This window comes from Streptomyces sp. NPDC031445 (assembly GCF_055581365.1).
The window spans coordinates 124698-145024 of record NZ_JBVIJO010000007.1; the positions used below are offsets into that span (position 1 = coordinate 124698).

General features: G+C 73.2%; 21 protein-coding genes and 1 pseudogene. 4 read left to right on the forward strand and 18 right to left on the reverse strand.

The genetic code is table 11. The features are described from left to right. Window positions 1–28: 28 nt before the first annotated feature. The 9 genes and pseudogenes from ACZ5DC_RS19935 to ACZ5DC_RS19975 all read right to left on the reverse strand — a co-directional run bounded on the left by ACZ5DC_RS19935 (window position 29) and on the right by ACZ5DC_RS19975 (window position 7359). Window positions 29–628, reverse strand: a complete 600-nt coding sequence (locus ACZ5DC_RS19935) for a 2'-5' RNA ligase family protein (protein ID WP_468654378.1) — start codon at window positions 626–628, stop codon at window positions 29–31. Continuing rightward, window positions 625–1908, reverse strand: coding sequence for a PP2C family protein-serine/threonine phosphatase (locus ACZ5DC_RS19940; RefSeq protein WP_468654380.1), 1284 nt, complete (start codon window positions 1906–1908; stop codon window positions 625–627). The genes ACZ5DC_RS19935 and ACZ5DC_RS19940 overlap by 4 nt, the downstream gene beginning before the upstream one ends. Before the next feature lie 143 nt (window positions 1909–2051). Further along, window positions 2052–2276 (reverse strand): annotated as a pseudogene (locus ACZ5DC_RS19945) (alpha/beta fold hydrolase); the annotation flags it as partial. A gap of 121 nt (window positions 2277–2397) precedes the next feature. Beyond that, window positions 2398–2676 (reverse strand): hypothetical protein, encoded by a 279-nt coding sequence (locus tag ACZ5DC_RS19950; protein WP_366763968.1) that lies wholly within the window; start codon window positions 2674–2676, stop codon window positions 2398–2400. Window positions 2677–2834: 158 nt separating this feature from the next. Continuing rightward, window positions 2835–3683 carry a carbohydrate ABC transporter permease gene (locus tag ACZ5DC_RS19955; RefSeq protein ID WP_468654382.1) on the reverse strand — a complete coding sequence of 283 codons (849 nt, stop codon included), beginning with the start codon at window positions 3681–3683 and terminating at the stop codon, window positions 2835–2837. After that, window positions 3680–4672, reverse strand: coding sequence for a carbohydrate ABC transporter permease (locus tag ACZ5DC_RS19960; protein ID WP_468654384.1), 993 nt, complete (start codon window positions 4670–4672; stop codon window positions 3680–3682). Before ACZ5DC_RS19960 ends, ACZ5DC_RS19955 begins: the two co-directional genes overlap by 4 nt. Further along, complete coding sequence (locus ACZ5DC_RS19965) at window positions 4669–5967, reverse strand: extracellular solute-binding protein (RefSeq protein ID WP_468654386.1); 1299 nt, start codon at window positions 5965–5967, stop codon at window positions 4669–4671. Before ACZ5DC_RS19965 ends, ACZ5DC_RS19960 begins: the two co-directional genes overlap by 4 nt. A gap of 166 nt (window positions 5968–6133) precedes the next feature. Next, on the reverse strand, window positions 6134–6907 hold the full coding sequence (locus ACZ5DC_RS19970) for a polysaccharide deacetylase family protein (protein ID WP_468654388.1): 774 nt from the start codon (window positions 6905–6907) through the stop codon (window positions 6134–6136). 296 nt (window positions 6908–7203) lie between these two features. Then, entirely contained in the window at window positions 7204–7359 is a 156-nt protein-coding gene (locus ACZ5DC_RS19975) for a DUF6131 family protein (protein WP_468654390.1), read from the reverse strand. A gap of 331 nt (window positions 7360–7690) precedes the next feature. On the opposite strand from ACZ5DC_RS19975, the gene ACZ5DC_RS19980 reads away from it, so the two are divergent. Then, complete coding sequence (locus tag ACZ5DC_RS19980) at window positions 7691–8563, forward strand: SGNH/GDSL hydrolase family protein (RefSeq protein ID WP_468654392.1); 873 nt, start codon at window positions 7691–7693, stop codon at window positions 8561–8563. Between the two features lie 27 nt (window positions 8564–8590). Here ACZ5DC_RS19980 and ACZ5DC_RS19985 read toward each other — a convergent pair whose 3' ends face one another. Together ACZ5DC_RS19985 and uppS are read right to left on the reverse strand one after the other, a co-directional pair. Then, window positions 8591–10063: an oxygenase MpaB family protein gene (locus ACZ5DC_RS19985; protein WP_468654394.1), complete on the reverse strand. Its 1473-nt coding sequence runs from the start codon at window positions 10061–10063 to the stop codon at window positions 8591–8593. After that, window positions 10060–10806 carry a polyprenyl diphosphate synthase gene (uppS, locus tag ACZ5DC_RS19990; protein ID WP_468654396.1) on the reverse strand — a complete coding sequence of 249 codons (747 nt, stop codon included), beginning with the start codon at window positions 10804–10806 and terminating at the stop codon, window positions 10060–10062. The genes ACZ5DC_RS19985 and uppS overlap by 4 nt, the downstream gene beginning before the upstream one ends. A gap of 394 nt (window positions 10807–11200) precedes the next feature. Between uppS and ACZ5DC_RS19995 the strand changes: the two genes are divergently transcribed. From ACZ5DC_RS19995 to ACZ5DC_RS20005, 3 genes are all read left to right on the forward strand, one after another. After that, complete coding sequence (locus ACZ5DC_RS19995) at window positions 11201–12343, forward strand: serine hydrolase domain-containing protein (RefSeq protein WP_468654398.1); 1143 nt, start codon at window positions 11201–11203, stop codon at window positions 12341–12343. Then, entirely contained in the window at window positions 12340–13899 is a 1560-nt protein-coding gene (locus tag ACZ5DC_RS20000; protein ID WP_468654400.1) for an alpha/beta hydrolase, read from the forward strand. Before ACZ5DC_RS19995 ends, ACZ5DC_RS20000 begins: the two co-directional genes overlap by 4 nt. An 89-nt stretch (window positions 13900–13988) precedes the next feature. After that, a complete protein-coding gene (locus tag ACZ5DC_RS20005; RefSeq protein WP_468654402.1) occupies window positions 13989–14471 on the forward strand; it encodes a carboxymuconolactone decarboxylase family protein in 483 nt (160 codons plus the stop codon). Window positions 14472–14561: 90 nt separating this feature from the next. On the opposite strand, the gene ACZ5DC_RS20010 is transcribed toward ACZ5DC_RS20005, so the two are convergent. The 7 genes from ACZ5DC_RS20010 to ACZ5DC_RS20040 all read right to left on the reverse strand — a co-directional run bounded on the left by ACZ5DC_RS20010 (window position 14562) and on the right by ACZ5DC_RS20040 (window position 20322). Next, complete coding sequence (locus ACZ5DC_RS20010; RefSeq protein ID WP_468654404.1) at window positions 14562–15443, reverse strand: DMT family transporter; 882 nt, start codon at window positions 15441–15443, stop codon at window positions 14562–14564. Between the two features lie 183 nt (window positions 15444–15626). Next, window positions 15627–16169 (reverse strand): hypothetical protein, encoded by a 543-nt coding sequence (locus ACZ5DC_RS20015; RefSeq protein WP_468654406.1) that lies wholly within the window; start codon window positions 16167–16169, stop codon window positions 15627–15629. Next, window positions 16166–16930: a YqjF family protein gene (locus tag ACZ5DC_RS20020; protein ID WP_468654871.1), complete on the reverse strand. Its 765-nt coding sequence runs from the start codon at window positions 16928–16930 to the stop codon at window positions 16166–16168. Before ACZ5DC_RS20020 ends, ACZ5DC_RS20015 begins: the two co-directional genes overlap by 4 nt. A 96-nt stretch (window positions 16931–17026) precedes the next feature. Further along, window positions 17027–17308, reverse strand: a complete 282-nt coding sequence (locus tag ACZ5DC_RS20025) for a hypothetical protein (RefSeq protein ID WP_366751052.1) — start codon at window positions 17306–17308, stop codon at window positions 17027–17029. A gap of 60 nt (window positions 17309–17368) precedes the next feature. Then, entirely contained in the window at window positions 17369–18184 is an 816-nt protein-coding gene (locus tag ACZ5DC_RS20030; RefSeq protein WP_366751053.1) for an ABC transporter permease, read from the reverse strand. A gap of 41 nt (window positions 18185–18225) precedes the next feature. Continuing rightward, window positions 18226–19119 carry an ABC transporter permease gene (locus tag ACZ5DC_RS20035; protein ID WP_468654409.1) on the reverse strand — a complete coding sequence of 298 codons (894 nt, stop codon included), beginning with the start codon at window positions 19117–19119 and terminating at the stop codon, window positions 18226–18228. Window positions 19120–19122: 3 nt separating this feature from the next. Next, window positions 19123–20322, reverse strand: a complete 1200-nt coding sequence (locus ACZ5DC_RS20040) for an ABC transporter substrate-binding protein (protein ID WP_468654411.1) — start codon at window positions 20320–20322, stop codon at window positions 19123–19125. Between the last annotated feature and the right edge of the window lie 5 nt (window positions 20323–20327).

Sequence of the window (20327 nt, forward strand, 5' to 3'; positions counted from 1 at the left end):
GCGGCGGCCGCGGGGCCCGTCCCGGCCCTCAGTACTCCCCCGTCCGGCGCACCTCGCCCGTGCCCAGGCGGATCACGGCCCGGGGCCGCATGGGACCGTCGTCGCGCCGGGAGAGCAGGACCACCTCCTCGACCACCGCCGACAGCGTGCCGAGGCGCACGGCGCACTCGGCGGCCAGGCGATGCGGGTCCCGGGTACGGCCGAGGGACAGGTGCGGGGTGTAACGCTCACCGCGTCCCCCGCACAGCGGGAACCGCAGCCTCAGCTCCCGGTGCAGACGGGCCCAGGGCGCCGGGTCGACCGCGGCCGGGTCGAGCCACACCGTGGCGTAGTGCCGGTGCCGGAAGGAGCGCACCCCGGCCAGGCGCGCCTGGAACGCCGTGCTCCGTGCCGCTCCCGCGGAGAGCAGCGGCACCGCCCGCTCGAACTCCTCCTCCGGTACGAAGCCGAACAGCAGGTTCACGTGCGGCGGCCACCGGCGCACCTGCGGATCGTGCTCCCAGCGGATCTCCTGGATCGCCGGCCAGAGCTCGGGCGGCGGCAGCCACGCCACCGCGGCCCGCGGCGTCGGCGCCACCCTGAGCGCGTCCGCCGGCCCGGCCCCGCCGGAAGCCGCGTACCCGTTCACCCGGCCACCGTCCCGGACGGCGCGGCGCCGCGGTGAGGCGGGCGTCCCAGGGCGAGGAGGGCCGCGTCGTCCTCGAGTCCCTCGCCGAAGCTGACGAGCAGGCGGATGAGGGCGTCGATCACGGTGCGCGGGTCCGCGGGGGCGAGCTCGGTGGCGAACGACCGCAGCGCGTCGTAGCCGTACAGGCCGGTCCTGTCTCCCGTGTGCGCCTCGGTGAGGCCGTCGGTGTACAGCAACAGCGTGTCTCCGTGGTGGAGGACGGTGCCGGTCGTCGTGAAGGAGGCGTCGGGGAAGGCCCCGACCAGCAGTCCGCCAGGCGTCGGCAGGTACTCGGCCCGGCCGTCCGCCCGCAGCAGCAGCGCGGGCGGGTGGCCCCCGGAGGCCAGGAGGACGCGGATGCCGTGCCCCTGTGCTTCCAGGGTGCCGAAGACGGCGGTGCAGTACCGGGGTTCCCCACCGCCGTAGCGCTCGAGCAGCGCGGAGTTCAGGGCGGACAGGACGGCTTCGGGAGCGAGCCCGTGCAGGGCGGCGGTGCGCAGGGTGTAGCGGACGAGGGAGGTCGCCGCCGCGGCCCTCGGGCCCTTTCCGCAGATGTCTCCGAGGAAGAACGCGAAGCGGTCGTCGCCGAGGGGGAACAGGTCGTAGAAGTCGCCGCCCAGCTGTATCGGTGAGGCCGTGTGGTAGTAGGCGGCGGCCTGTACGCCGGGCACCGCCGGGAGGCCGGCCGGGAGCAGGCTCTGCTGCAGTACGGCCAGTGCCTCGCGCAGCTGCTCGCGGTCGGCCTCCGCCTGGCGGCGGGCGTCCTCGGCCGCGCGGCGCGCGCGCAGCAGCTCGGTCTCGTAGGCACGCCGGTCGGTGGCGTCGAAGACGGTGGTGCGGATCAGCAGGGGACGGCCGTCGGCGCCCCGCTTCACGGCCGAGGTGATCAGCACCGGAAGGCGGGACCCGTCCGCGACCTTCATCTCCAGCGCGATGCCCCCCACGTGCCCCTGCATGCGCAGCAGCGGCGCGTAGTGGGTCTCGTGGTACAGCGTGCCGCCCACGGTCAGCAGGTCGGCGAACCGCCGGCGGTGGACGACCTCCTCCCGGGAGAGCCCGAGCCAGCCCAGCAGCGTCTTGTTGACCTTGACGATGGTGCCGTCCATCAGGGTGGACAGGTAACCGCACGGGGCGGACTCGTACAGCTCCTCCGAACTGTCCTCCAGCAGGGCGGTGACGTCCGTCCCGGCCAGTGGCCACGCGTCCCCGGGAGGCGGAGGAGCCGGGCCGGAGCCGGACATCAGCCCAGCTCTTCCACGAAGGTGGTGATCGCCCGGGGGGTGGCCCGGGGAGCGCTCAGCTGCGGGCAGCGGCCCGTGGCGGCCGGCGTGATCAGGCGACTGCCGGGAACGGCGGCGTGGCGGCTGTCGGACAGGAACGTGGTGCGTGCACAGCCGTCCAGGGTCGTGCAGCGCTCCTCCTGCCAGGCGGCCGGGTCGGAGCGGCCGGAGCCGACGTAGTCGAACAGCACCACGCGGAAGTGCCGCGCCAGGCCGGGAGTCACGAGGCGCCACAGGTTCTGGTCACAGCCGGAGCCGTGCGCGAGGACCACGGTCCGGCCGGACTCCTGCCCGATGACCCGGACATGGTTCCTGCGGAGGATGCCCATGTCCCCATCCTCGCACGTCAGCGGCTTGGACGCGGCGCCCCCGCCTGGGGCGCGCCCCCGCCCGCGGGCGCGGGGACGGGGACAGCGCCGCCCCGCTGCGGCGGCGCTGTCGCCGGCGCGTTCAGACGGCCTTCTGCCGTTCGCGGAGCTCGTGCACGTTGCTCGCCGTGAGGGTGCCGTCCTGCTGTTCGTAGTGGGAGAGGGCGAGGCCCAGGCCGAAGAAGGTGGGCGCCCATTCGCCGACGAAGATGCCCCAGCGGTCGGCGCGGTCCACGCCGGTGCCGGGTTCCATCTTCAGCGAGCCTATCCACGCGACGAGCGTGAGGCCGATGGAGGCCATGCCGGCCATGTAGGCGTGCTCGCTGCGGATGCCCATCTCGTGCATCTTCTTGATGATCATGACGTGCTCCAGATCCGTGCGGATGGTGCGAAGGATTGCGGTCGCTCCGACACCCACCCGATTGCCCGATTTGCCGGAAGGCATGTCCGCTTCATGATGTTTTATGGCGTTTCTTGATTGCCATTTCAACATGTCGGCACGGAAGGGCCCGCAGCAGCTCAGTCCTTCACCGCTCCGCCCAGCCCGGAGACCAGCCGTCGCTGGACGAGGACGAAGAACACCAGGACCGGAACGGTCATCACCGTGGACGCCGCCATGACCCCGCCCCAGTCCGGCTCGTCGGGCTTGTAGAAGACCAGCAGGGCCATCGGCAGGGTCGACTGCGAGGTGTCGCTGATGATGAACGACTTGGCGAACAGGAAGTCGTTCCAGGCGGAGATGAAGGAGAACACGCTCGTGGCCACCAGGCCCGGCAGGACCAGTGGCAGGAGGATCCGCCACAGGAAGCGCGCCCGGCTCGCCCCGTCGAGGTACGCGGCCTCCTCCAGGGACTCCGGCACGGCCTTGACGAAGCCGCGCAGCATCCAGATCGCGAACGGCAGGGAGAAGGCGATGTGCGGCAGGATCAGGGAACCCAGTGTGTTCAGCTGGCCGAGGTCCCGCATGAGGAAGAACAGCGGGATGGTGAGCGCCTCCACCGGCACCATCTGGGCCACCAGGAACATGACGAGCAGGGTGGTCCGGAAGCGGAACCGGAACCGCGTCACGGCGGTCGCGGCGAGGAAGGCGATCAGCGCGGAGGCGATCACGACACTCACCGCGACGACGAGGCTGTTGACGAAGTACCGGCCGAATTCCCGCTGTTCGAACACGCGCCGGAAGGAGTCCAGCGAAGGCGAGGCCGTCCAGGGTCTCGGCTCGGTGGACTCGATCTCTCCGGCCGGCTTGAGCGCGCCGAGCAGCATCCAGTAGAGCGGGAAGGCGACGACGGCGGCGACCAGCAGCGCGGTCGCCTCGGCGGCGAGCCGCCAGGGCCGCCGTACCGCCCGGCCGCGTACGACGCTCACAGTTCCTCCCCTTGGCGGCGCAGCAGCCTCAGGTACCCGAGTGTGATCGCGAGCAGGATCAGCAGCGTCACGACGCCGATCGCGGATCCGAGGCCGTACTGCGAGGAGGCGAAGGCCTTCTGGTAGGCGTAGACGTTCAGGACCAGGTTCTGCCCGGCGATGCCGCCGCCGCCCGTCATCACGTAGATCTGGGTGAAGACCTTGAAGTCCCAGATCACCGACTGGACGGTGACGATGGCCAGGATCGGTCTGAGGACCGGCGCCAGCACCGAGCGCCAGATCCGCCACTGGGAGGCGCCGTCCAGGGCGGCGGCCTCCAGGATCTCGGCCGGCACCGCGCGGATGCCCGCGTAGACGGTGACCATCACGAACGGGAAGGAGCACCAGACCACTTCGAGCAGGACCAGGAGGAAGGCGCTGTAACGGCCGTAGGTCCAGGAGAAGTCGCCGATGCCCAGCACACGGTCGACCGGGCCGAAGTCGGGGTCGAAGAGGAACAGCCAGACGGTCGAGCCGGTGATGGTCGGTGTGGCCCACGCCCCCAGAGCGGCCAGCAGGAGGGCGAGCCGCGGGACCGCGCGGACCCGGGTGAGCAGGACGGCGAGCGCGCAGCCCACCGCCAGTGTGCAGACCACACAGGCCGCCGCGAAGCCGACCGTCGCCAGCAGCACCTGCCGGAACTGGTCGTCGGCGAACAGGTCGGTGTAGTTGGCCAGGCCCCGGAAGCGGGTGGGCTGCCCGCCGCTGACCTGGGCCTGGGTGTACTCCAGGAACGAGATCAGGCCGAGCTGGTAGACGGGGTAGACCAGCAGGCCGCCCAGCACGAGCAGGGCGGGTGCCGCATAGAGCCAGGGTGTCCATCCGCCCGGGCGGCGCGGGGCCGGGTGCGACGAGCGGCTGCCCCCGCGCGGGCGCGGCGCGCCCCGAGCCGCCCGCACCCGCCGGGGCTGGGCCAGTTCCGGCCCGGAGGGCGCCGTCAGCCGGCTCACCTGGCGGCTCCGAACGCGTCGTCCATCTTCTTCGCCGCGTCGGCGGAAGCCGCCGCGACGTCCTTCCTGCCGCTGACGATCTCCTGGAACATGGTCGGCAGCACCAGCGAGGAGTCGATCTGGGCCCAGGCGGGGGAGGCGGGCACGAACCTGGTGCCGGCGGCGAGGGTCCGGACGAACGGCTTCACGTACGGCTTCTCGGCCGCCGCCTGCCGCCGTACGTCCGTGAAGGTCGGCAGGAAGCCCATCGCGTCGAAGAGTTCCCCTTGCGTCTTCTTCGAGGCGAGCCGTTCCATCAGGTCCACGGCGAGCGTGCGGTGTGACGTGCTCCTCAGGACGCCGATGTTGTTGCCGCCCGCGAACGCCGGCGCGATCGAGCCGGGCTCCACCCCCGGCAGCGGCACCACGGCGTACTTCCCCTTGGCCTTGCCGGCCTCCACGGCGGCGTGGCTGAAGTCGCCGCCGATCGCCATGGCCGCCTTCCCGGAGGCGAACGCCGTCACGGTGTCGTTGCCGCCCATGCCCGCGCACTTGGCGGCGGGACAGTTGTCGTCGCCGAAGAGGGAGGTGTACGCCTCGATGCCCTTCCGGGCGGCCGGGCTGTCGATGGCGGAGGCGTACGCGCCGCCCTGGTCCGTGGCCAGATCACCGCCGTTGGCCCAGATGAACGGCATCGCGCCGTAGGTGTAGGCGCCTCCGACGGCCAGGCCGTACAGGCCGGGTCTCGCGGCCCGGATCCGCTTCGCGGTGGAGATCAGCTCGGCCTGCGACCTCGGTGCGCGCAGGCCGAGTTCGCGCAGCACGTCGGTGCGGTAGTACAGCGCCCGGACGCCGACGAAGTACGGCGCCCCGTAGACCTTGCCGTCCACGGTGACCGACTGCCGGGCGGTCGGATCGGTGTCCTTCGCCTCGCTCCAGGCGTCGAACTCCCTGGTGACGTCGGCGAGTCCGCCGTCCCGTACATAGCCGGCGGTGTCGGTGTTGCCGTACTCGATCACGTCGGGAGCGGACTTCGGGTCGCTGAAGGCGGCCTTGACGCGCTGGGCGCGGGTCTCGACGGGGATGTACTCGACGGTGACGTCGGTGCCCCGGTGCGCCTTCTCGAAGCCGGCGACCACCGCGTCGACGACGCGCCGCTTGGGCTGGTTGTCGACTTCCTGGAAGAGCCAGACGCGCACGGTGCCGGTCTTCTCGTCCTTGTCGGAGGCGGAGGTGCCGGAGGTCTGGGGCGCGCAGGCGGCGACGAGGGCGGTGGCGAGCGCGGTGAGTCCAGCGACACGGACGGACAGCTTCATGCAGTGCTCCTCCGATGAGGTGTTGCAACATGCGCAATGACGATTTCGCTGTGCACAACACATCGGAGGCTAGGGACTGCATGAACACGCCACAAGAGGGCGCCGCCACTCCATGGCCCGGGGACGCACCCCGTGCGACACCCCCTGGATCAGCGCACGGGCTCGATCAGCGCACGGGGAAGCCGAACGCGTACCCCTGCTGCTTCAGCCGGGGCAGCAGGGCGCGCAGGGCCGTCACGGTCTGGGAGCGGTCGCCGCCCGCGTCGTGGAAGAGGATCGTGGGGCCGCCGGGCAGCTCCCGCTCGACGGTGGCGATGATCGCGTCGCTGCCCGGCCGCTCGAAGTCCTTGGAGTCGACGTTCCAGCCCAGCGGCCGCATCCCGTGCGAGGCCGCCAGCTTCCGGCTGTACGGGGTGAACGCGCCGCCCGGGGCCCGGTAGTACATCGGCCGTACCCCGCCCGAGGCTTTGGTGATCTGCCGCTCGGCGTCCACGATCTGCTGTGCCTGGTAGGCCTGGGACTTGGTGTCCATGGCGGTGTCGTGCGACACCGTGTGGTCGCACAGCCGGTGCCCGGCGGCCACCACCTGCCGTACCAGCTCCGGGTGCGCCTCGGCCTGCGTGCCGACCATGCAGAACGTCGCCTTCACGCCGTTGTCGCGCAGCACTTGGAGCACCTGCGGGGTCCAGACCGGGTCCGGGCCGTCGTCGATGGTGATGTTCACCGCGTGCTCGCCCCGGTCGGAGGCGTGGGCGATGGTGACGGACACGGGCTGCGCCCCGGGCGCGGCGCCCCGGGCGGAGGCGTGCGGTGCGGCCGGTCCGCCGCCGCTCTGGCCGGCCTGCGCCGTCCACACCGATGTGGCGGCGGCCACCGCCGTGACCCCGAGCGCCGCCGCGATCACCCGGCCGTACCATCCCCGTCCACCATGCCGCGCCATGTCCGTCCGCCCCCTGCCGTGCCGATGCCTGTGCCGTGCCGGTGCGTTGCCGAGCCGAAGCTCCGTGCAGCGCAACCGGTGCACCTGGCAGGACGGCCGGGACCGGGCGCGGGATCCCTCTGTTACGGATCACGGACAGTTCCGGGGCGGGTCCGCGACAGTCACCCGTCGCCGGGACGCCGCGGACGGTCGCCTCGGACGCCGAGGGCCGCATACGCCGCCCGGCGGACGCTGGGCGCGCCCGCCGGGCGGGTTCCTTTGATGGTTCCTTGGTGGCCGCTCGTCAGGAGCGGCCCTCACCAGTAGTGACGGCGGCCGGCGACCGCGTGACCCATGGACCCCATGATCCACAGGATGGCTCCCACCACCAGCAGGATGACGCCGATGGTCCACAGGATCGAGATGCCGGTGATGAAACCGATGATGAGCAGGATGACGCCGAGGGCGATCATGACGTGCCTCCAGCCGATGACGGGGCTCCTGCACTCCGAGTGCCCCGAAAACGCCCGCCCTATCAGTAGCTCCGACTTTCAAGAAGTTCTGTCGACCGTGTTGACTCGGCGATGCGGCGGCCTCACATTACCTAGCGGTAGTACCCCACGGTAACCCCGTAGCCACCCCCACCACCCGCATCGCGCGGTCGCCCCCGCACGCCCTCGGCTCGACCGGAGCCGGCCCGTTCCCGTGCCCCGCCGCGCCACCCCACGCCCGAGGCACCGCCATCCCCACGGCACCGCCATGCCCGTCTGCCCTGTGTCCTGTCCCGAGAGGGGAGAGCACCGCATGTCCCTACCCGCCCCGCGCCGAGCCCTCACCGCCGCCTGCGCGGCCGTCGGCGCCCTGGTCCTCAGCCTCGGCGCGGCCCCCGCCCAGGCCACCGCGCCCCTGAACTACGCGGCCCTCGGCGACAGTTACAGCGCCGCCTCCGGTGTCCTCCCCGTCGACCTCACCAGCCCGCTCTGTCTGCGCTCCACGGCCAACTACCCCCACGCCATCGCCGCCCGGACCGCGGCCCGGCTGACGGACGTGACCTGCGGCGCCGCCCAGACCAAGGACTTCACCGAGGCCCAGTACCCCGGCGTCGCACCCCAGACCGACGCGGTCACCGCCGACACCGACCTGGTGACCCTCACCATCGGCGGCAACGACAACGGCACCTTCATCAGCGCCATCACCGCCTGCGGCACCGCCGGCGTCCTCAGCGGCGGCAAGGGCAGTCCCTGCGCGGACCGGTACGGCACCTCCTTCGACGACGCCATCGACGCCCGCACCTATCCCGCGCTGAAGTCCGCCCTGCGCAGCGTCCGGGCCAAGGCTCCCGGGGCCCGGGTGGCGGTGCTCGGCTACCCGTGGATCACGCCCGCCACCGCCGACCCGTCCTGCTTCGTCAGGCTGCCCGTCGCCGCCGGCGACGTGCCCTACCTGCACGCCCTCCAGGCGCACCTCAACGCCGTGGTCCGGCGCGCCGCCGAGGAGGCGGGCGCCGCCTACGTGGACTTCTCCCAGGTCTCGGCCGGGCACGACGCCTGCCAGGCCGTCGGCACGCGCTGGATCGAGCCGCTGCTGTTCGGGCAGAACGTCGTGCCCGTCCACCCCAACGCCCTCGGCGAACGGCGCATGGCCGAACAGACCTTGAGCACCCTCGGCCTCGGCTGACGGGCGCCACCGTGCCGGGGCCGCCGGTCAGGCGTCGGCGAGCAGCGGGTCGTACGGCGTGGAGCGCTCCCGGCCCGACATGAAGGCGAGGAAGTCCCGCACGAAGGCGCCCCGCGCGTACGTGCCGTCCGCGCCGGCCATGTCCCGCCGGAACGCGGTGCGGAACAGCGTCCGGTACTCGTCCGCGTCGACGCGCTGGTCGCCGTCCTCGTCGGTGACGTCGAAGAGGACCTCGGCGACCCTGATCAGGGCGGGGCCGGCGAGCGACGGCACGGCGGCCGCGTACTCCCGGGCGCTGACGCGGCCGTCGCCGTCGGTGTCGAGAGCCGCCTGGAGCTCCCGCCACCAGCCGGCGAAGGCGTCGTAGAGCCGGGTCTCCTCCGGCTCGTCCAGGTCGAGGCGGCCGGCGAGTTCCCGGGCCATGGCGGCGAGGTCGGGCCAGTCCAGGTAGCCGTCCCCGGTCTGGTCCAGCACCGCCGCGAAGAACTCCTCCGCGCTCCGCCGGGCCGTGCTGCCCGCATCCGGGTCCGGCTCCTGGGGCGGCAGGGGTGAGATCAGCCGGACCAGGGCCCCGGCCCGCTTCATCCGGTCCCGCAGCGCGTTGATCGTGCGGGCCCGGGGGTCGTCGCCGTCGAGGGAGACGGAGAGCAGGTCGACGACGGCGTCGGCCCGGAGCAGGCCGTCGGGCAGGAACCGCGCGAGGCCGACGGCCAGGTAGGCGCTCTGCATCAGGGTCTGGGCGCCGGGCAGCTCGGGAAGCCCGGCCCGCCGCCGGAAGGGCTCCGGCAGGGACGCCACGGTGATCACACCGATGAGCGGACCGGCGAGCGCGCGGCCGGCCGCCCACAGCGTGGGCAGACCGTGCAGCAGCGGCGGCGCGGGCAGGTGGTCGAAGAGCCGGTAGAGGATGACGCGCATCGCCTCCGTGTTCTCCAGCCGCTCCTCGACCACCCGGTCGTAGTAGGTCCAGAACTCCTGCACGGTGGGCGGGAGACGGCGGGCGTCCCCGTCCAGCAGGGCGAGGTACGCCCGGAACTCGGCGTACAGCTGCTCGATCCCCCACTGCTCCAGGGGCTGGCCGCTCAGGCGGCACATCGTGACGCTGCTCTCGAAGAGCGTCGCCACCACCCAGGCCCGCACCTCGGGGTCCATCGCGTCGTACGGCCGGTCGTGCGCGTCGGTGCCGCTCAGCCGGGCGTGCAGCCGGTTGAGCCGGGCCGCCTCCCTGCGCCGTACCTCGTCGTCCGGCCCGAACATGCGCTGCAGGCTCACCAGCGTGTTGCGCAGCCGTCGCCACGGGTGCGTGACGAACGTGGAGTTGTCGATCAGGGCCCCGCCGATCTGCGGGTGCGCCGCCTCCAGCACGGTCCCCCGGATGATGGCCAGCGCCCAGCGCGGATCGTTGAAGAAGGCGTGGAACTGGCTGCCCTCGCCGAAGTGCCGGCCTACAGCGGCCTCGGTGCCGGTGTTCCTGGGCTCGTCGCTGCCCGTGTCCGTCACGGTCGTCGTTCTCCGTTCGTGTCGGGCGTCACGCCGCCGAAGCGGCGGTCGCGCTGCTGGTAGGCGCGCAGGCACTCCACGAAGTGCGCCGCGCGGAAGTCGGGCCAGAGCACTGGCGGGAACGTCCATTCCGCGTAGGCGACCTGCCAGAGCATGAAGTTGGAGATGCGCTGCTCCCCGGAGGTCCGGATGACGAGGTCCACGTCGGGGGTGTCGGGGAAGGGCAGATGAGCGGCGAAGCTCCGCTCGTCCACGGCCTCGGCCGGCACGCCGCTGCGGATCAGGGACCGTGCCGCCGCCACGATGTCCCGGCGCCCGCCGTGGTCGAAGGCGACGGTCAGCGTCATGCCCTTGTTCTCACCGGTCAGCGTCATCAGATCGGCGAAGTCCCGGGCCAGCGCCGGGGGGATGCGGGGATCCGCCACCCCGAGGAACCGGCAGCGGATCCCGCGCGCGTGCAGCAGCGCGGCGTGTTTGCGCACCACGCGGCGGACCAGCCGCATCAGGAAGTCGACCTCGGTGCTCGGGCGCTGCCAGTTCTCGGTGGAGAACGCGTACAGGCTCAGCCACTCGACGCCGGCCGTCCGGGCCGCCTCGATGACGTCGATCACCGTCGTCTCCGCCGCGCGGTGCCCCGACGTACGCGGCAGTGAACGCCGCGCCGCCCAGCGGCCGTTGCCGTCCATCACGCAGGCCACGTGCCGCGGCGTCCGCCGGGCCGAGCCGCTGCCCTCAACCGTCACGCCTGCCCCCCGCAGCGATGAGCGGACCCCCTCGTCCCGTCCAGGGTGTCAGTCCCGGGTTCCGGATACGGCGCATCGCCCGCCGTTCACCCTTGGTACGGATGTGCGAGGGGTGTGCGGCGCGTGCGGGGGCTCACCCCCGGGCGCGCGCTGGTGCTGTCCCCCGCCCCGAATCGCCTGCCCGCCGGAGTGAGCGCGGCCCCGGCGGTGCCTAGCGTCAGGGGACATGGTGATCTCCTTACCGGGTTCCGCGTCCCGTCCCTCGCGTTCCGTGTCCCGCCGCCCGTCCGATGCCGCGTCGCGCCGCCGTCCACCGGCTTCCGCCTCCCGCCGTCCCCCGGGTTCCGCAGGTGGTCGGCGTACCGGCCTCGCCGCCCTGGCCACGGCCTGCCTGGTGGCCGTCGCGGCCGTCGCCCCGGCCGCCGCCGCGCAGCCGTCCCGCCGGCCGCCCGGTGCCTGCGGCCCGCACCCGGCGCTGAGCCGGTCCGTGCACCGCCTCGTGGCGCACGACCGGATCCCCGGCGTCGCCGTCCTCGTCACCGGCGCCGGCCCGGACGCCCCCTGCGCGCGCTGGACGGCGGCGGACGGCGTGGCCGAACTGCGCACCGGCCGCCCCATGAACACCACCGACCGGCTGCGCGTCGGCAGCGTCACCAAGACGTTCACCGCGACGGTCGTCCTGCAACTCGCCGCCGAGCGGCGGCTGTCCCTGGACGCCCCCGTCGAGCGCTACCTGCCGGGCCTGATCCGCGGCGGCGCGTACGACGGCCGCCGGATCACCGTGCGGCAGCTCCTCCAGCACACCAGCGGACTGCCCGACTACCTCGACGCGCCCGAGTGGCAGCACATCGAACGACTGCGGTACCGCCACTTCGAGCCGCGCCGGCTCGTCGCCCGCGCCCTGCGGCTGCCCCGCCCGGAGCAGACCTGGCACTACGCGACCACCAACTACCTCGTCGCGGGGCTGATCGTGCGCGAGGTGACCGGCCACAGCCCGGAGACGGAGATCAGCCGCCGGATCATCGCGCCCCTGAAACTGCGCGACACGTACTGGCCCGGTGACGAGACCCGCGTCCGGGGACCGCACTCGCACAGCTACTTCACCGCCGACGGCGGCCGCCGGGCGGACGGCACCGCCTGGAACACGACCTTCGGCGGGGTCGGCGGGGCCCTGGTGTCCACGCCGGCCGACCTGACCCGGTTCGGCCGCGCGCTGCTCACCGGCCGGCTGCTGCCCGCACCGCAACGCGCGGAGATGCGGCGCACGGTGGCCGCCGACCCCGACCGGCTCTGGCCCGGTGCCCGCTACGGGCTCGGCCTGATCTCCTCACCGCTGTCCTGCGGCGGCACCTGGTGGGGGCACGCCGGGACCGTGCCCGGCGGCCACCGGGCGCTGGTCGCCACCGGCCCGGACGGCCGCGCCGTCGCCCTGGCCCTGAACGAGGTGCCCGCCACGCTCCAGGCCGAACAGGACTTCCTCGACGTCGTCGACAAGGCCCTCTGCGAGGACCCGTCCGCCGAAAGGACCCCCGCATGATCCACGCCACCTTCCCGCGCCGCCTCCTGACCCGGGCCCCGGCGGCCGTCGCCCTCTCGCTCGCGGGCGCACTGGCCATGGGCACCGCGCCCGCGCCGGCCGCCCCGGCCCGCCCGGCCGCCGACCCCCTCGCCCGCTACCACCACCAGCACCTTGACTGGAAGAGCTGCCGGCTCGGCCCCGACGACACCACCGGCAAGGAACTCGAACAGGCCGGCGCCCGGTGCGCCGACGTCACCGTGCCGTTGGACTACGCCCGTCCCGACGGCCGTACGATCACCGTCGCGATATCCCGGATCCGGGGCACCGACACCGCCCACCGGGTCGGCGCGCTGCTGCTCAACAGCGGTGGCCCCGGCGGGCAGACGATCGGCGATCCGCCGTGGGTGCGCACGGCCATGAAGGACGTCGCCGAACGCTACGACGTGGTCGGTGTGGACCCACGCTTCGTGGGCCGGAGCACCACCCTGGACTGCCACTGGCCCACCGGCAGCATGATCCGCGGCGCCGGCACCGGCCGCGCCGGCTTCGACCGCGTGGTCGGCCTCTCCGAAGACCTCGCCCGCCGCTGCCGCACCCACGCCGGTGACCTGCTGCCGTACGCCACCACCCGGAACACCGCGCGCGACATGGACGTGGTCCGGGCGGCGCTGGGCGAGCGCAGGATCTCCTACCTGGGCTACTCCTACGGCACGTACCTCGGCCAGGTCTACGCGACGATGTTCCCCGGGCGCACCGGCCGGGTCGTCCTGGACGGCGTGGCCGACCCCGCCCGCTACGGTCCGCGGCTGCTGCGGGGCACGGAGGAGGCCAACCGGAACGCCCTGCGCGACTGGGCCGACTGGACGGCCGCCCACCACGCGGCCTACGGGCTTGGGCGCACCGGCAGCGCCGTGCTCGCCACCGTGGAGGCGGTCCGGTCGGCGGCCGCCCGCACGCCCCTGCGCGTCGGCGGGTACCGGGTGGACGACCATGTCCTGCCCGTCCTCGTCTTCAACGGTCTCTCGCAGGACAACCCGACGGCGTACGGCGACTTCGCCCGGGGCGTGCGGGAGCTGCGACAGGCCGCCGAGGGGCGGCGGGTCGCCCCCTCGCCGTGGCTGGCCTCGGTGCTGGAGTTCGTGCTGACCGGGCACGAGTCCTCCTACGGCAGCGCGCAGACCGCCATCCTCTGCGGGGACGTGGCCGCGCCGCGTGACCCGGAGACGTACTGGCGCGATCTGCGGCGCGCCGGCAGCCGGGACAGGCTGTTCGCGCCCGTCACGTACGACATCAACGCGTGCGCGTTCTGGGACCCGCCGCGCGAACGCCCGACGACGGTCCGCGACGACCTGCCGGCCCTGCTCGTCAACGCCACCGGCGACCCGCGCACCGTCTACCCCATGGCCGAGGCGGTGCGCCGCGCTTGGCCCAGCTCCCGCCTGGTGACCCTGCGCGGAGCGGACCAGCACGCGGTCTACGGCGTCTACGGCAGCCGGTGCGTGGACGGCGCGGTCGACAGCTACCTCGCGACCGGCCACCTCCCGCCTCGCGACCTCACCTGCCGCGCCGGCTGACCGGCGGCGCCGTCGCTTCCCGGGCTCCACCCTCCGCGCCAGTCATGATAGTTTCAACTTCAACAAATTATCGCCCGGAGGAGCCCAGGTTGACCAGTCCCGTCCCGGCCGGCGCCGACCGGCGGATCTACATCGACAAGCAGAGCCCCACGGCGTACCACGCGCTCGTGCAGACGTCCGAGGCGGTGCGCGCGGTCGCCGCCGACGCGGGCCTGGACAGGGTGCTCGTGGAACTGGTCAACCTCCGCGTGTCCCAGCTCAACGGCTGCGCCTACTGCCTGCACCTGCACACCCGGGCGGCGCTGCGGGCCGGCGACACCCCGCAGCGCCTCGGCGTGCTCGCCGCCTGGCGCGACACCGACCTCTTCACGCCCGCCGAGCGAGCCGCCCTCGCCCTCGCCGAGGCGACCACGGCCGCGGCCGACACCGCCGCCCAGGACACCGCCTACGCGGCGGCGCGGGACGTCCTCACCGAGGACCAGATATCCGCGGTGATCTGGGTGGCCGTCACCATCAACGCCTTCAACCGGGTCTCCGTCATGAGCCGGCACCGGGTGCGGGCCGAGCAGTGAGACGACGCGGACGTACCCGCACGCGGACGTCCCCGCGGCCCCGGAGGGGCTGAGCCGGGCCTCCGGGCGACCGGGGGGCCCGCAGCCGCCTCACGTCGCGGGGTGCCGTTCCCGGGCGGGGACCGGCAGGATGACGATCCGCTGGGCGGCCCGGCTGAGGACCAGCACGCCCGCCGCGATCAGCAGGCCGCCGCACACCTCCGGCACGAGCCACCAGCCCGTCCGGATCCGCTCCCCGAACAGGAAGACGCCGAGGGACAGGCTCACCACCGCGTCGCCGATGGTCAGCGCGGGCTGGGCGGCGACCAGCGGGCCGGCCTGGAGCGCGTTCTCCAGCAGGATCACGGCGGCCGCCCCGGCCAGCGCGAAGCCGTAGGTCTGCCAGGACCGCAGGAACTCCGCCAGACCGCGGTCGGCGAACGTGCCGGAGGCCGACTTCAGCAGGGCGGCGGTCAGGGCGTTGCCGGTCGCGGAGGCGGCCGCCAGCAGCGCGGCGCGCCGGGCCGGCGGACGGCCCCGGCCGGCCAGCAGGACGGCCGCGGTCATCGCACCGACGCACAGGCACAGGGCCGGGACCCAGCGGACGAGGCCGGCCTGGTCGGTGGCGCCGTGCGGGGCGGCGGCGACCAGCAGGAGGGCGAGCCCGGCCACGCAGCCGCCCACCCCCCACCAGCCCCAGGGCGGCAGCCGCCGGTGCATCAGCGGAGCGGCGACGAGCAGCGCGAAGGGCAGCTCCAGGATGAAGAGCGGCTGGACCAGCGCGAGCGGGCCGTTGACCAGGGCGAGGCTCTGGAACACCGCGGCGCAGACCACCCCGGCCATCCCGATCAGCCAGGCCGGCCGGCGCGCCAGCTCCGCGACCAGCCGGATCCCGCCGCCCCGGGAGACGGACGCCGCCTTGCGCTGGAAGGCGGTACCCACGGCGTTGCTCGCCGCTCCCGCGACGGCGAACGCCGCGGCCAGTTCGATCACGACCGTCTCCTGCCTGCGGGCCGGTCTCCCGGGGGAGTCACGGACCATCCCAGCCTACGGAACCGGGCGGCCCCGCGCGGACCGGCCGACGTCACCGCGCGCCGGGGCGCACCGGGACCTGCCGCTCGGCGCGCGGGGGCCCGCGGACCGGTGCCCGGGCGGTGCCGGCCGGCCCGCGGAGGGTCACGCGGCGGCCGGGTCCTTCGTGCGCAGGGCCGTGTCCGCCTGGCGCACGCGCCACTCCTCCACGGTGGCCTGCTGGCGCCGGGCCCGCTCCAGGAGGGTGTCGAGCCGGCCGGGGTCCAGGCGCTTGTCGGTCGTGGCGAGCCGGCGCAGGGTGAGCCATCCCGCGGCCTTGCCCTCGACCGCCAGCCGCATCGCCTCCAGCTCCAGGACCGTGCTGAGCGGAGAACGCCGTACCAGACGGCCGTTCAGCTTCAGGCGTCCCACCTTCTCGGCCGTCCAGCCCGCGCAGACCTTCGCGCGCCGCACCGGCACGTCCAGGTCCCGCATGATGTCCAGCAGTGCCGCGCGGTCCTCGCCGATCTCCGCGGCGACCGGCCCGAGGGCCCTGCCCAGCGCGGAACCCCGGGCCGACCGCACCAGGTGGCCCATCCGCTGAGTACCCGCCGTGGCACCGGCGAGGTGGTCGTTGAGGTAGATGCCGAGCAGCTTCATGTCGGCGCCGCCCGTGCTCCGGGGGCCGGTAGTGGCGGAACGGTTCATCGCGCGCCTCCTTCGTGTGTGCCGTGGGGTCGTGGGTGCGGTGGGTGCGGCGGGTGCGGCGGGCCGGCCTCGGCACCCCGGCGGCGATCCGGCCGTACGGGGTGCGAGAGGCCCAGGCGTACCTTGTGCACGCCGTCCGAGTAGTGCACGAGCGGCGCGGTCGTGGGCGGCGGCAGCCCCGCCGCCCGGGTGAGGGTCTCCTCGACGGCGCCGAGCCGGGCCTCGCGCACCGGCCAGGGCGCGTGCTCCACGGGTGTCTCCCAGAGCGCGCCGAGCCGCCGGGTGAAGGCCCGCCACCGCGAGGTGAGCCACACGTCCCGGGCGCCGGGCCGGACCGGCTCACCGGGGCGGACGGCCACCTCGTACGAGGGTCCGCCGCCCCGCCGGGCGCCCGTGTAGACCACGGTGTCCCCGCGGCGCGCCACCTCCAGGCGGCCGACGTGGTACGGCACCCCGACCGCGCGGGCGGCCAGCATCACCGGGGAGGACACCTCGATGGACAGGAACCACAGCCCGTCCCGGCCGCTCCGGTCGCGCACATAGGTCCGCAGATTGGTCTCGGGGAACGAGGGCAGCGCGAGCGGGACCCCGGGCGGGCGCACGTCGGCCATGACGAACGGGGTGAGGCTCACCCACGCGGCGCCGTCGTACGTGTCCGCCACCAGGCCGTCGGGCAGCAGCCGCTGGACCTCTTCGGGCGGGTACGCCCAGTGGACGAAGGTCTGGGTCAGCCAGCCGGCCCACAACGCGGGCAGGTACACGCGCTGCTCTGCTCCGTACGACACCACGCGCACCGAATCCCCCGGGGGCCCGCGCCGAAACCCGGGGGAGCGGGCCGGCCCGCCCGGGGCGCCGGCTCAGGTGGCCCGGGTGCCGCCGCCGCGGCGGATCCGGCCGAGCAGGTCCCGGTGGTAGGCCGCGAGCTGCCCGGCGGGCACGGGGGCGGGGCTCCCGGTCAGCGTGTACCAGGTGTCGCCGCCGGAGTGCTGGATGACGACGCGCACGCTGTGACCGTCGGAACTCAGGATGGTGGCGACGGTGAGGTCACCGGTGATGACGCCGACCTCGTCGGTCATCGCGCCGCCCGGGCCGGCGGTGACCCGGTCGACGTAACGGGTGATGGCGGGAGGGTTCTTCATGGGCGCAGGTTCGCACCGGTCCGGACCCGGGGGACCGCAGCGCGCGGGTGTCGCCGTCGTTCACACCCGGCTGGACGTCGCCGTGTCCGCCGACAGCCGCTGGGCGACGTAGATCGGGATCACCGACAGCAGGACGAGGACGGCGGCCACGACGTTCACCACCGGCGCCTGCTGCGGCCGGGTCATGTTGCCGAAGATCCAGATGGGCAGGGTCTCGATGCCCGGCCCCGCGGTGAACGTGGTGACCACGATCTCGTCGAAGGACAGGGCGAAGGCGAGCAGGCCGCCCGCCAGCAGTGCGGAGCGCACCAGCGGGAAGGTGATGTCCACGAAGGCGCGGAAGCTGGTCGCGCCGAGGTCCATGGCCGCCTCCTCGTACGAGCCGGACGTACGGCGCAGCCGGGCCACCACGTTGTTGAAGACCACGACGATGCAGAAGGTGGCGTGCCCGACGATCACGGTGAACAGCCCGAGCCCCACGCCGAGCGGCTCCAGCACCGTGCTGAAGGCCGAGTTGAGGGCGATGCCCGTGACGATGCCGGGCAGTGCGATCGGCAGGACCACGATGAAGGACACCGTGTCCCGGCCGAAGAAGCGGTGCCGGGCCACGGCGAACGCGATCAGCGTCCCGAGGACCAGCGCGACGGCCGTCGCCCCCAGCCCCGCCTTCACCGACACCCACAGGGCCTCGCGGGCACCGGAGTTGTGCGCGGCCACCGACCACCAGCGCACGGTGAGGCCCGGCGGCGGCCAGCTCGCGCTGCGGTCCGGGTTGAGGGAGTTGACCAGGACGAGCAGCAGCGGGACGTAGATCACCGCGAAGCCGAGCCCGGCGCCGATGCGCAGGGCGATGCGCGCGGTGCGGCTGAGGTGCATGGCGCTCTTCCTCTCCAGCTTCCGACGGGTGTGCGGGCGGGTTACAGGCTGTTCAGGGCGCCGGTACGGCGGATCGCCAGCAGGTACAGGACGATGACGGCCACGGGCACGGTGCCGAGGGCGGCGGCCATGGGCAGGTTGAGTTCGATGTTGGAGTAGACGAGGTTGCCGATCAGCTGGGTCTTGCCGCCGACGATCTGCACGGTGATGTAGTCGCCGAGGCTGAGCGAGAAGGTGAACACCGAGCCGGCGGCGACCGAGGGCAGCACCATGGGCAGGACGACCGAGCGGAAGGTGCGCCCCGGCCGTGCCCCGAGGTCGGCGGAGGCGTCGAGCAGGCCGGCCGGGAGCTGTTCCAGCGCCGCGTGGATGGGCAGGATCATGTACGGCAGCCAGAGGTAGGTCAGGGTGAGGACGGTGGCGGGCAGGCCGTAGCCGGGGCCGCTCAGTCCGAACGGCGCGAGCATCCAGTCCGCGAGGCCGCCCTCGGAGAGGATCAGCCGCCAGGCGTACACCTTGACCAGGTAACTCGCCCACAGCGGGGTGAGGATGGCCACGACGAGCAGCGGACGCCGCTTCGGCCGGGCCACGCGCGCGGTGTAGAAGGCGACCGGGAAGGCGATCACCGCGCACAGCGCGGTCACCGCGAGGGCCACCCCGACGCTGCGCAGGACGACCTGCCGGAAGACCGGTGTCGTCAGCAGCGCGTGGAAGTTGTCCGTCGACCAGACCTTCACCACCTGGGAGGTGAAGGAGTCCGTCGTCCAGAAGGCGGAGACGAACAGCACCGCGAGCGAACCGAGGTAGAGGACGGCGAGCCACAGCAGCGGGGCGGTGAGCAGGAGGGCCAGCCGCAGCCGGGGTCTGCGGTGCAGGGTTCCGGCGAGCCGCCGGACGGTGCCCCGGCCGGCGGCGGCCGGCAGATCGGTCGTCACGGCTCAGCCCTTGATCTCGGTCCAGGCCTGCACCCACTTGGCGTACGGGACGCAACGGACGTCCGTGCGGCCGTCGAGGCACTGCTCGATGGGCGTGTTCCAGAAGGCGATCTTCTTCCAGTAGCCCTCGTCGGCGGCGTGGTAGACCGTGCAGAAGTTCTTGTCGCTGGTCTCGGCGCACGCCTTGGAGTTGGCGGGGGCCTCGCCGAAGTACTCGGCGACCTGGGCGTTGACCTTGGGGGAGACGATCCAGTCCAGCCACTTGTAGGCGCAGTTGGGGTGCTTGGCCTTGGCGGAGACCATCCAGGTGTCCGACCAGCCCGTCGAACCCTCCTTCGGCACCAGCGCCTTGACCTTCGCGCCCTCGGAGGCGGCGAGGTTGGCGATGACCTGCCAGGTCGTGCCGACCACCGAGTTCCCGCTCTTGAAGGCGGAGACCTCCTTCAAGTAGTCGCTCCAGTACTCACCGACGTTCGCGTTCTGCTTCTTCAGCAGTGCCACGGCCGCGTCGAACTGCTTCTGGTCGAGCGCGTACGGGTCCTTGATCTTCAGCTCGGGCCTGGTGGCCTTGAGGTACAGGGCGGCGTCGGCGATGTAGATCGGCGAGTCGTAGGCGGTGACGTGCCCCTTGTACCGGGCGGCGTCGTCGAAGACGGCGGACCAGGAGGTCGGCGCGGGCCTCACCTTCGCGGTGTCGTACATCAGCAGGTTGGCTCCCCGGCCGTGCGGGATGCCGTACATCTTGCCCTTGACGGAGTTCCAGGCGCCGTTCTTCAACCCGCTGAAGACGTCCCTGTAGTTGGGGACCAGGTCGGTGTTGACGGGGGCCGCGTCACCGGAGGCGATCAGGCGCAGCGAGGCGTCGCCGGAGGCGGAGACGGCGTCGTACTCGCCGGTCTTCATCAGCTTGACCATCTCGTCCGAGCTGGCGGCGACCTTCGAGTGGACCTGGCACCCCGTCTGCTTCTCGAAGCCGGAGACCCAGTCCGCCTTGGGGTCGTTGGAGCCGTCCTCGACGTAGCCGGCCCACGCGACGAGGTTGACCTGGCCCTCCGTCCTGCCGAGCTTCGCGGGGGCCTTGAGGTCGGGCGGGTTGAGGCCGGTGGCCGAGGGCCCGCCGGAGCCGGAGGAGTCGCAGGCGGCGGCGAGCAGCAGCGCGGCGGCGCAGACGGCCGAGGCGCGCAGGGTACGGGTGAGACGCACGGCGT

What these genes read in the sequence shown, in the direction of transcription:
- ACZ5DC_RS19940 (WP_468654380.1), bottom strand. Translation starts at nt 1,908, where the DNA reads ATGTCCGGCTCCGGCCCGGCTCCTCCGCCTCCCGGGGACGCGTGGCCA.
- ACZ5DC_RS19950 (WP_366763968.1), bottom strand. Translation starts at nt 2,676, where the DNA reads ATGATCATCAAGAAGATGCACGAGATGGGCATCCGCAGCGAGCACGCC.
- ACZ5DC_RS19965 (WP_468654386.1), bottom strand. Translation starts at nt 5,967, where the DNA reads ATGAAGCTGTCCGTCCGTGTCGCTGGACTCACCGCGCTCGCCACCGCC.
- ACZ5DC_RS19970 (WP_468654388.1), bottom strand. Translation starts at nt 6,907, where the DNA reads ATGGCGCGGCATGGTGGACGGGGATGGTACGGCCGGGTGATCGCGGCG.
- ACZ5DC_RS19975 (WP_468654390.1), bottom strand. Translation starts at nt 7,359, where the DNA reads ATGATCGCCCTCGGCGTCATCCTGCTCATCATCGGTTTCATCACCGGC.
- ACZ5DC_RS19980 (WP_468654392.1), top strand. Translation starts at nt 7,691, where the DNA reads ATGTCCCTACCCGCCCCGCGCCGAGCCCTCACCGCCGCCTGCGCGGCC.
- ACZ5DC_RS20000 (WP_468654400.1), top strand. Translation starts at nt 12,340, where the DNA reads ATGATCCACGCCACCTTCCCGCGCCGCCTCCTGACCCGGGCCCCGGCG.
- ACZ5DC_RS20015 (WP_468654406.1), bottom strand. Translation starts at nt 16,169, where the DNA reads ATGAACCGTTCCGCCACTACCGGCCCCCGGAGCACGGGCGGCGCCGAC.
- ACZ5DC_RS20025 (WP_366751052.1), bottom strand. Translation starts at nt 17,308, where the DNA reads ATGAAGAACCCTCCCGCCATCACCCGTTACGTCGACCGGGTCACCGCC.
- ACZ5DC_RS20030 (WP_366751053.1), bottom strand. Translation starts at nt 18,184, where the DNA reads ATGCACCTCAGCCGCACCGCGCGCATCGCCCTGCGCATCGGCGCCGGG.